Origin of the sequence: Nostoc sp. 2RC, from assembly GCF_014222165.1 — a bacterium.
GTDB lineage: Bacteria > Cyanobacteriota > Cyanobacteriia > Cyanobacteriales > Nostocaceae > Nostoc > Nostoc linckia.
Genome location: NZ_JACKZU010000329.1, coordinates 1 through 9,538, shown reverse-complemented (window position 1 = coordinate 9,538; position 9,538 = coordinate 1). Strand labels below are relative to the sequence as shown.

The 9,538-nt window shown below is 44.4% G+C and carries 9 protein-coding genes; 1 reads left to right on the top strand and 8 read right to left on the bottom strand.

The genetic code is table 11. The annotated features are described in order from the left end of the window. Nucleotides 1-35: 35 nt before the first annotated feature. From GNE10_RS27075 to GNE10_RS36210, 8 genes are all read right to left on the bottom strand, one after another. Nucleotides 36-2,468, bottom strand: a complete 2,433-nt coding sequence (locus GNE10_RS27075; RefSeq protein WP_185568588.1) for a GH116 family glycosyl hydrolase — start codon at nt 2,466-2,468, stop codon at nt 36-38. 218 nt (nt 2,469-2,686) lie between these two features. After that, complete coding sequence (locus GNE10_RS27070; protein ID WP_099070904.1) at nt 2,687-3,343, bottom strand: heterocyst differentiation related protein; 657 nt, start codon at nt 3,341-3,343, stop codon at nt 2,687-2,689. A 214-nt stretch (nt 3,344-3,557) separates the two neighbouring features. Then, nucleotides 3,558-4,400 carry a tryptophan synthase subunit alpha gene (trpA, locus tag GNE10_RS27065; RefSeq protein WP_185568585.1) on the bottom strand — a complete coding sequence of 281 codons (843 nt, stop codon included), beginning with the start codon at nt 4,398-4,400 and terminating at the stop codon, nt 3,558-3,560. Between the two features lie 127 nt (nt 4,401-4,527). Next, entirely contained in the window at nt 4,528-4,839 is a 312-nt protein-coding gene (locus tag GNE10_RS27060; RefSeq protein ID WP_099070902.1) for a DUF3007 family protein, read from the bottom strand. A 24-nt stretch (nt 4,840-4,863) separates the two neighbouring features. Then, the gene (ndhL, locus tag GNE10_RS27055; protein WP_099070901.1) at nt 4,864-5,076 is read right to left on the bottom strand and encodes an NAD(P)H-quinone oxidoreductase subunit L; all 213 of its coding nucleotides are present in this window, start codon (nt 5,074-5,076) and stop codon (nt 4,864-4,866) included. Between the two features lie 970 nt (nt 5,077-6,046). Then, nucleotides 6,047-7,237, bottom strand: coding sequence for a Rid family detoxifying hydrolase (locus tag GNE10_RS36435; RefSeq protein ID WP_185568582.1), 1,191 nt, complete (start codon nt 7,235-7,237; stop codon nt 6,047-6,049). A gap of 109 nt (nt 7,238-7,346) precedes the next feature. Beyond that, the gene (locus tag GNE10_RS27045) at nt 7,347-7,778 is read right to left on the bottom strand and encodes an NUDIX hydrolase (RefSeq protein WP_185568579.1); all 432 of its coding nucleotides are present in this window, start codon (nt 7,776-7,778) and stop codon (nt 7,347-7,349) included. Between the two features lie 141 nt (nt 7,779-7,919). After that, nucleotides 7,920-8,054: a hypothetical protein gene (locus GNE10_RS36210; protein ID WP_260447053.1), complete on the bottom strand. Its 135-nt coding sequence runs from the start codon at nt 8,052-8,054 to the stop codon at nt 7,920-7,922. Here GNE10_RS36210 and malQ point away from each other — a divergent pair. Then, the gene (gene malQ, locus GNE10_RS27040) at nt 8,029-9,537 is read left to right on the top strand and encodes a 4-alpha-glucanotransferase (protein ID WP_185568576.1); all 1,509 of its coding nucleotides are present in this window, start codon (nt 8,029-8,031) and stop codon (nt 9,535-9,537) included. The genes GNE10_RS36210 and malQ overlap by 26 nt on opposite strands. The last annotated feature ends 1 nt before the right edge of the window (nt 9,538 follow it).

Sequence of the window (9,538 nt, the reverse complement as noted above, 5' to 3'; positions counted from 1 at the left end):
ACCATGCCCCATGCCCCATGCCCCATGCCCAATGACTAATGACCAATGACTAAATAAATTCCCCAGATTGCCATTGCTCGTAGGTAGGTGCAGGCGCGAAAAGTGCCAGCTGCGGTGATGGCTTCGGGTGTGCGAAATTGTAGTCCATTTTCATAAATTTGCTGTACTACAGCTTCCGTTAATTTAAATGCTTCATCTTTCATTCCCATTTGCACCAGAAAAGCGGCTAAGCCAAAGTTTATTCCTGTCCAGACTTCCAAAGGATGAGTTGCTTTAGGGTTTTCTGGTGAACCATCGGGACGAACACCGTTAGCAGCACCGAATTTAGCATCACAAAATTTCAAAAAGCAGGCATCGTAAACGGTTTTCAAGGCAGAGAGGGCGCGATCGCTCGGTACAATATCTGGTAGTCTTAGTAATCGGGCGTAGAACTGTCCGCATAATTGATCTGTCATTACCACATCGGAACCGCTTTCACTATCGAGTCGATAGTACTGCCCATTCCAAAGCTTTTCTTGGTAGATTGGGCGGGATTGTTCTAACCAAGCTTCATAGGTAGATTTTTGAAATTCCAAGTCGTTGCGATCGCCAAGGTTGTGATTTAATAAAACTTGGCTAATGGCGATGGCAGCTTCTAGGGCCGCTAACCACAAGCCACCACAATAGGCGCTGACACCTTGCAACCGCCAGTCATCAAATGTTTGGTCAGGCGCACCAGAATTTTCGGGAATACCATCGCCATCTAAATCAAAAGTTTTTAGGTAGTTGAGAGTTTGAACTACTGCATTCCAACACTCTGCTAAGAATTCCACATCCTCAGCACCCGTAAACAGAAAATCTCGATATACTTGCAATACAAAGTCGCTACCTAAATCTTTCCATAAATTGCAGTCTTGATAGCTGGTATAGTTGGTTTTCTCCCAAACGTGTTCGTTAGGTGCGCCTAAATCGTGGGGTGTTGCACCAAAGGCTTTACGAACTGCAAGCGGACTTTCTGCTTTGATTGTCATGTAGTAGCCGATGATTCGGGGAGTGTCATCACCTTGGGGAATTGCCCGTGCAAATGCCCGTATCACTGACTTTTCCAATTCTGGAAACAGCATCAACAAAGAAAAAGAACCATACAACCGCACGTCTAGACTTTCATACCAGCGATAATCTAGGCACTCCAGCACTGCAAATTGACCGATGGGGTCAAGTTCTGATGCTGCATTCCAGAGACTACCGCCACAGGTGAGGTCGTAAAGTTCATTAAATAGAGCCATCTTAAACCAAGAAGGCAAATCTTTTCGGTGGAGAATGGGTTGTTGCCAACTTTGAATTTGCGATCGCCAACTTTGGTATTGTTCTAAAGCGGTAGATGCGATCGTCCAAGCATGGCTACCATCTTTACCAAAAAAGTCTGTGTATCTGCGATAGTAGTTGATGCCGGCGGCAAATTCTGTAATCGGCAAATCCCAAGCCAGAACAAAGGGGATTTCTAGAGTTTCCCCTGGTTGGAGAGTAAAACGAAGTGCAATGGCAGCTGCTATTTGTGTGTTTTCTGCTGCTGGAGTCGTGTCTTGATAATTAGGTAAAGAACCATCACGAGCAAAGGTTCGCCATACATCTTCACCCGTACCAATGGAATTCCAGCGAGTGTGATAAAATACCTCTACTCCTGGATGTTTCAAAGTGGCAATACACCAGGTTCCATCCCCTTCTTGCAATGGTTTGCCGTTATCAACCCGACCTAAAAGACAACCAAAGTATTCTGGATTTTCTACTATCTGATTGTAATTTCCTTGACTTTCACCCAAGGGTGGTTGGTATTCATAAACTGGACTACCGTCATCGCGCACCCGCACTTTCGGAGATTTGAGAGAGTTAGTAAACCAACCCACCATATTTTCCCAAGTGAACATGATGCTGAGAGTAATAGGTGCATTTGTCGGGTTATGAGCATTCCAATGGAACACCGCCACAGGATAGCTAGTTTCTTGGTAATTATCAGCCCACACAGGGGAAAACTGCTCGCAAGTTAACTGTGTTTGAAAAACATTTTCATATACAAACCAGCTACGGGGATACAGAGCATGATATTCGCCAGTTTTGTTTTCATTAATATTTGCTTCCCCTACTCCTGTGCTTCCTGGATACCATTGCCATGCTTTGAGGCTACCATCCTCAGATGCTTGGGTAGATAAAGCATAAGCTTGGGTAGATGTACCATTGGACTCAAAGACACTAAATTGGCAGGCGGGCACGTTTTTGAAGATATGCTCGCCACCATCAATGTGCCATAGATTAAAGTCTCCCCGTGAAGAACGGCCGATACAACCTGCACCAAAGCCACCTAATGGCGCACCATGCCAGGGGCCATCATCAAGATTACTAGCATAACGCACAGTATAGGGCTTATCCCAGCCTAAACCGATGGGACGATTCCAAGTGCAAGGGGGAATTGTCGGGGAGGATTGATGTGTCATCGCCTGATGTCATTGCGTGGAGTTACGTCCATGAAGACTAGCGCGATGTACGGTTTTTATCAAGTAGGAAAGTTGTGGGTGTGGGGCATGGGGCATGGGGCATTGTCCAAACAGCGCTTTCCAGGGAATGGTGAAAGGGTAAGGGGTAAGGGGGAAAGGTTAAATTTATCCCTTTACCCTTTACCCTTTACCCCATCTCCCCAATCCCTTTCACGCCATCAGTGCATTTCGTCGTATTCTGGGGCTTCAACTCGTCTTGCATCTACACGAGAGGCTGGTAAAAACTCAGCACGACGTACAGGGACTAAGGGTGGTGTAGGCCCTTGATAAGGATGAATTACTTGTACGGTGCGGGTTGGACGCTGCCGTGGTGAGAATAAAGCCAGCACCCCGGCCACAACAACACCACCACCAATGGTGAGAGCTGCGCCTCCCACTGCCCACAGCATAGGTGAAGACCACCAGGGACTTTGTGGCTGGAATGCTGTTGCTTTTTGTTGGTTATTTTGCTGAGCTAATTGCCACTGCTGCTGAGTATTGAAATTTTGGACTTGACCTTGGAGTTGTTGGTTGAGCAACTTCAGTTGTTCGTTGTCCTTTTTCAAACTCTCCATTTGCATGTTCAGCTTTTCCATTTCTAGGCGCTGATCGGAATTGGGTGCAGTTGGTGGCTGATTGGGATAAATTGGTTGTGGTTGCCCGTAATACCCTCCTGGGTATTGCATTTGTGGCGGCATCACCTGGGGCGCTACCACAGTATTCGGCATTTGGGGAGCAACAGCGAAGTTGGGTTGTATACTTGTTCCTTTGAGCAATACTAGAGCCGCTAACCCAGCGACAGCGACCCCACCGATAAATGCCATACTTTCACTCATCGCCTTTGCCCCTCAACTGCAATATAACTATAACCATCTGTGAATGAATCACTCTCACACTCATAAATTTTGACCGCTTCACATAATACTCAGACTATAAGCGACTGTATCAGCTAGTTTTTTTACATGATGATATCTGATGTTAATATTCAAGACCAGAACAGTCAAATTGTCTACTAAACTTAGGATAAAAAAACTACGCTGTTACACTTTTTTAATCTACTTTTTCGCTCTCATCAACATGAGTATTTGTACTGTTAGCGGTTTTGATGGCTGTTTTGAGACTTTGGCAAAATTGGGCGATCGCATTTAGTCCCTGTTCTGGTGTACCTTCTGCTAACCGCTTCACAAAAGCACTACCTACAGCCACCCCATCTGCTCCCCATTCCCGTACTTGACGGGCTTGCTCAGGCTCGGAGATTCCAAAGCCTACACCAATGGGTTTATCAGTAACATTACGAATTTGTTTTAGTAAATAAGATACCCGCGTTTCTACTTGCGTTCGCATTCCCGTCACACCTGTGACGCTGACTAAATAAATAAATCCTTGGGAAGACTGGGCGATGGCTTGTATCCGTTCGGCAGAACTTGTGGGAGCTACCAACAAAGTTATATCAATTCCCATCTCACCAGCTGGTTCAAGTAACCCTGCGGCCTCTTCTAAAGGTAAGTCAGGTACTACCAATCCTGACACCCCAGCCGCAGCAACTTGCTGGAGAAATTTATCAATTCCTTGGTGCAAAATTGGGTTGTAATAGGTGAATAAGACAATGGGCGATCGCATTTTGGGAGTAGTTGCTCGCAGCATTTCCAGCACTTGCTCAAATTTCGTTCCTCTTTGCAGGGCGCGGGTAGCAGCTGCTTGAATTACTGGCCCATCCGCTAGAGGATCGGAGTATGGTACGCCCAGTTCAATAATATCTGCTCCGTTGCGATCGAGGATTTGCAGAGCTGCTGCTGTTGTTTCTAAATTTGGATCGCCAGCAGTGATAAACGGAATCAAAGCACACTCACGATTGTGCCTCAGGGTTTCAAAGCAATCAGAAATTGCAGTCATTAGTCATTAGTCATTGGTCATTGGTCATTGGTCATTGGTCATTAGCCATTGGTTATTGGTCATTAGCCTTAGGCGAAGGTCAAAGGACAAATGACAAAGAACAAATAACAACTGACCAATGATCACTTTACACCTGAGACTGCTCTTCTTGTTCTATCTCGGCTTGAATTCGTGCTAGTTCTTCGGGAGTTAGTTCTTCCAAGCGATTTTGCAGAAATTCTTGCTCGTACTGTTCCCGTTGTTGGTGGTAGGTCATTTTTTGTCCCACCGCACGGAAAAAATAGGTAGCTAACCAGCCAACTAACACAGCCACTAGTAACACTTGGCTCCATATACCAGCTTGCTGATTATCGAAACCGGCTAACTGCAATCCTACATACGCCAAGCCACCAGCAATAAAAATGCCTAAGCCAATTCCAATAGCGTCAATCCGTCGCATGAGAGTTATGACCTACCAATTTAGTTAAACTTCAATTTGTCGCGGTCGTGGTCGAATATTTACAACCGGCGATAAAACCAACAAACCTGGAAAGAAGAAGAACACCAAAAAGTACATAAACACACGCTCAATGGAGCTAGCTGCATACCAACGCTGCTTCAAGTAAAGCAAAACAGCGATGGGAACTACTAGAAGATAAGCTCCAGCCAAAATCAGATACAGCAGGGCGACGATCATAACTTTTTTGTCTAAGCATCTATTCCTCATCATAAGGCGAAGAGCGGAACTCAGGGAAGTGGAGAGATGAGGGAGATGGGGAAGATGCGGGGCAGGGGAAAAGGTTAAAGGGAAAAGGGAAAAGGAATAAATTTAATCTTTCCCCTTTCCCCCTTACCCCTTTCCCTTTCCCCATACCGAATGCCCTATAAAAGCATTTTGAGAAAAGCTGCCAAAAAAATTGACATACGTCCTGTGTATGATGCTATGATAAGTAGCCCAGTACCAAATCAGTGCTACTGTCAAAAAAGGTGGAAAGTTCTATCCAAATTGGTTAGGAAAAAACAAAAAACTTCCAATTGGAAAAATATTTTCAATCTTGTTGGACAAATGACACAATTGGTGGTGGAATAGATGAGGGGGTATTTGCTGCCTCTAAAAAATAAATAGTTACCGAACACCTGCGGGGGTGTGGCGGAATGGTAGACGCTACGGACTTAGATAACTGAGCCTTAAGGGAGAAATCCTTTAAGTGGCAGCTCTCAAATTCAGGGAAACCTAAATCTGGCAACAGACACGGCAATCCTGAGCCAAGCCGAAAAAAGTCCTGAGTCATGAGTAATGAGTAAACTAAAAACTCATAATTTGTAACTCATAACTATTCGGAAGGTGCAGAGACTCGACGGGAGCTACCCTAACGTAAAGTCGAGGGTAAAGGGAGAGTCCAATTCTCAAAACTTGGAGTGCTTATTGCCATCAAGTAGCCGTGAAAACTGCGGGAGAATGAAAATCCGTTGACCGTAAAAGGTCGTGTGGGTTCAAGTCCCTCCACCCCCATTTAATTTAGATTTATCAGTTAGTAAAAACTGTCCGTGTGACTTTTTCCCATTGGTAAGCTTTTGGGGTAAGCTAGCACTGAAGTAATTTTCTGGCATTTTTAATACTCCTTTAGGGTACTGAATTTCAGTATTCCTAAAGTTATGTAGCAATGCTAACCGCTAATCACCGCTATACATTCAATTTCCACCAACACATTCTTAGGTAAGCGGGACACCTCGACACAAGCACGCGCCGGGGCTGTATTTTCCGGGAAATATTTGGCATAAACGGCATTCACGGCTGCAAAATCATTCATATCAGCCAGAAATACAGTAGTTTTCACCACATCTGCAAAAGTCGCCCCGGCTGCTGTGAGGATGGCTTCTAGATTAGCCATTACTTGCTCGGTTTGTTTTTTGACATCATCAGTGTAGACGACATCACCAAGGCGGGGATCGATGGCAATTTGTCCAGCTACAAATAACAATTGACCAGAAGCAGCGATCGCTTGATTATAAGGGCCGACTGGTGCGGGTGCGTTATCAGTACGAATTACTTTACGAGTCATAGATATCACTTTCTCTAACGATGCTACCTGTTTACCGATTTCGATTTGGGAGGCGATCGGTTTATAAACCTCTCCATCAGGCATTATCGCACCAGTCAGGTCAGCATCTTGAAGATTAGCTCCGTAAATGTTAGCTCCAGTTAAGTCAGCTTTTCTGAGATTTGCTCCGCTTAGATTTACTTTCATTAAATCCGCTTGTTGTAAATCCGCTCTCTCTAAATTTGTCTCTTTTAGACAGGCTTTTCTCAAATTTACGCCTCTGAAATTTGCTGCACCTAGATCGGCTTCAGCCATATTCATTCCAGACAAATTCTTTTGAGATAAATTAATACCCCGAATTTTGGCTCCCTGCAAATTAGTATCTTTGAGTTGTACATGAATTAGGTTTGCTTGACTCAAATCAGCTTCAAACAAGTTAGCCCCAGTTAAATTTACACCACTAAGGTTAGCTCTCACAAGATTTGTTTTTTTCAAAGAAGCTTCAGTTAGATTGGCAGAATTTAGCGTAGCATCCCTCAAATTGGCATTGTCTAAATCTGCCCAACTCAAATTTACACTAGAACTTTCGACCAAACCACTTAAGTTTGCGTTTGTCAGAGACACTCTAGTGAGATTTGTGCTTTTAAGACATGCCTTAGTCAGGTTCGCATTATTTAAATCTGCTCCGGTTAAATCTGCACCTGTTAGGTCTATCCCGCTCAAGTTTGCCCCTTTGAGGTTTACTCCTCTCAGATTTACTGAATCAAACTTTCGTTGACCTTTTGCGTATTGTTTTAAAAGTTCCTCAGCGTCCATAATGCACCATTAAATACCAATGACACAGTATAATCACAAAAACTTTGTGTCACAGGTATTCCTCTCTTTTCTTACTTTGCGCCCTTTGCGTCCTTTGCGGTTCGTTTCTCTAGCCCAACCTCGGACGTATCCCATAATGCCGATATCGCCAATAATCCTGCAAAATGCGATCGTGGTCAAAACATAAATTACTCGGTACGCGCCAAGACTCAAAAATTCCTACACCCTTAGCATCATCTCCAGCCACAGGTTCTCCCATGGCCGTCGCCAAAAATACAATACTAATGGTATGTTGACGCGGATCGCGATTGGGGTCAGAATACACCAGTAATTGTTCAATTAATTCTACCTGTAAACCAGTTTCTTCCTCGGCTTCTCGCCGTGCCGCCACTTCCACAGCTTCCCCATAATCCACAAAACCGCCAGGAATAGCCCAACCTAAGGGTGAATTATGTCTTTCAATTAACACTATTGGTCGATGAGGTCGATCTACTAGTTCAATGATGATATCAACTGTTGGTGCAGGATTTCGGTAAGACATGGAATTTTAGATTTTAAATTTTGGATTTTGGATTAATTAGGGATTGGGAGTTGGGAGTTGGGAGTTGGGAGTTAGGAGTTGGGAGTTTGGAGTTTGGAATTCTTACCTCTGTTCCCTGCTCCCTGCTCCCTAGCCCCTGCCTCATCCCTCAGTCCCCAATCCCCACTGCCGACAGCTTTCATGATAAATTCGATGCGATCGCGTAGCATTTTGTTGTAGCGATCGCTTGCTCCTATAATTCAGGTTGAATATGCCTTTTCCTAGATCTAGTGGCATTTTGCTGCATCCTACTTCTTTTCCCAGTCGATTTGGCATTGGGGATTTAGGCTCAGAAGCTTATCGTTTCATTGATTTTCTTAAAGAAAGCTATCAACAGTATTGGCAAGTTTTACCTTTAGGCCCCACTGCATACGGCAATTCCCCATACATGTGTTACTCGGCAATGGCGGGAAATCCCTTGCTAATTAGCCCAGAAAAACTTTTAGATGAGGGTTTGTTAGTTGAAGAAGACTTTGCTAATTTACCAGCATTTGCGGCGGAAAAGGTAGATTTCGATGCGGTTGTGCCAGTAAAAGTTGGGCTACTAAAAAAAGCATGTGAAAACTTTAGAGCTAGTGCTACGCCTGAGCAACAGAAAGAGTTTGCAGCTTTTTGTGACACAAAAGCCTATTGGCTGGATAATTATGCCTTATTTATGGCATTGAAAGATGCTAACGAAGGTGCAAGCTGGTATACATGGGAAACAGAATTTGCCAAGCGCCAGCCAGAAGCCTTAGATAGAGTACAGCGTCGCCTCAATGGAGAAATTTTTTACTACAAGTTTATCCAATTTGAATTTTTCCGCCAGTGGTCTAATCTGAAAAATTACGCCAACACCCACGGTATAGACATTATCGGGGATATACCCATTTACGTAGCTCATGATAGCGCCGATGTCTGGGCAAATCCTAACATTTTTGCCTTAGATGAAGAGACGGGAGAAGCAGCACAAATGGCAGGAGTTCCACCAGATTACTTTAGTGCCACCGGTCAACTGTGGGGAAACCCAGTTTATAACTGGGAGGAATTGCAAAAACAAGACTTTAAATGGTGGGTACAGCGCTTTGAGGCCATGCTGGATTATGTAGATATAATTCGCATTGACCACTTCCGAGGTTTCGAGGCTTATTGGTCTGTACCCCAAGGGGAAGAAACAGCCATGAATGGCCAATGGGTGGAAGCGCCTGGAGAAGCTTTTTTTGAAGTAATTGGGCAAAAACTCGGCAAACTACCCGTATTGGCAGAAGATTTGGGAGTAATTACACCAGAGGTGGAAGCACTGCGAGACAAGTTTGAATTTCCGGGAATGAAAGTTTTGCAATTTGCCTTTGGTTCCGATCCTGCCAATCCATTTTTACCATTTAATTACCCGCGAAATGCTGTAGTCTATACCGGAACCCATGACAATAACACAACCGTTGGCTGGTTCAACACAGCTAACGACTACGAAAAGCAAAACTTATTGCTGTATTTAGGTTGTGTCAGCCCTGAAGGCATCCACTGGGATTTAATTCGACTAGCATTGAGTTCCGTAGCCAACCAAGCGATTATTCCTTTGCAAGATATTTTGGGATTAGGAAACGAAGCGCGGATGAATTTTCCCAGTGTTGCTGAGGGTAACTGGGGGTGGCGCTATCAAACAGCAGCGTTAACACAGGAATTAAGCTCAAGGCTGAAAACTCTCACCAGACTCAATGGACGTGCCCCGAAAGCAGATTGAG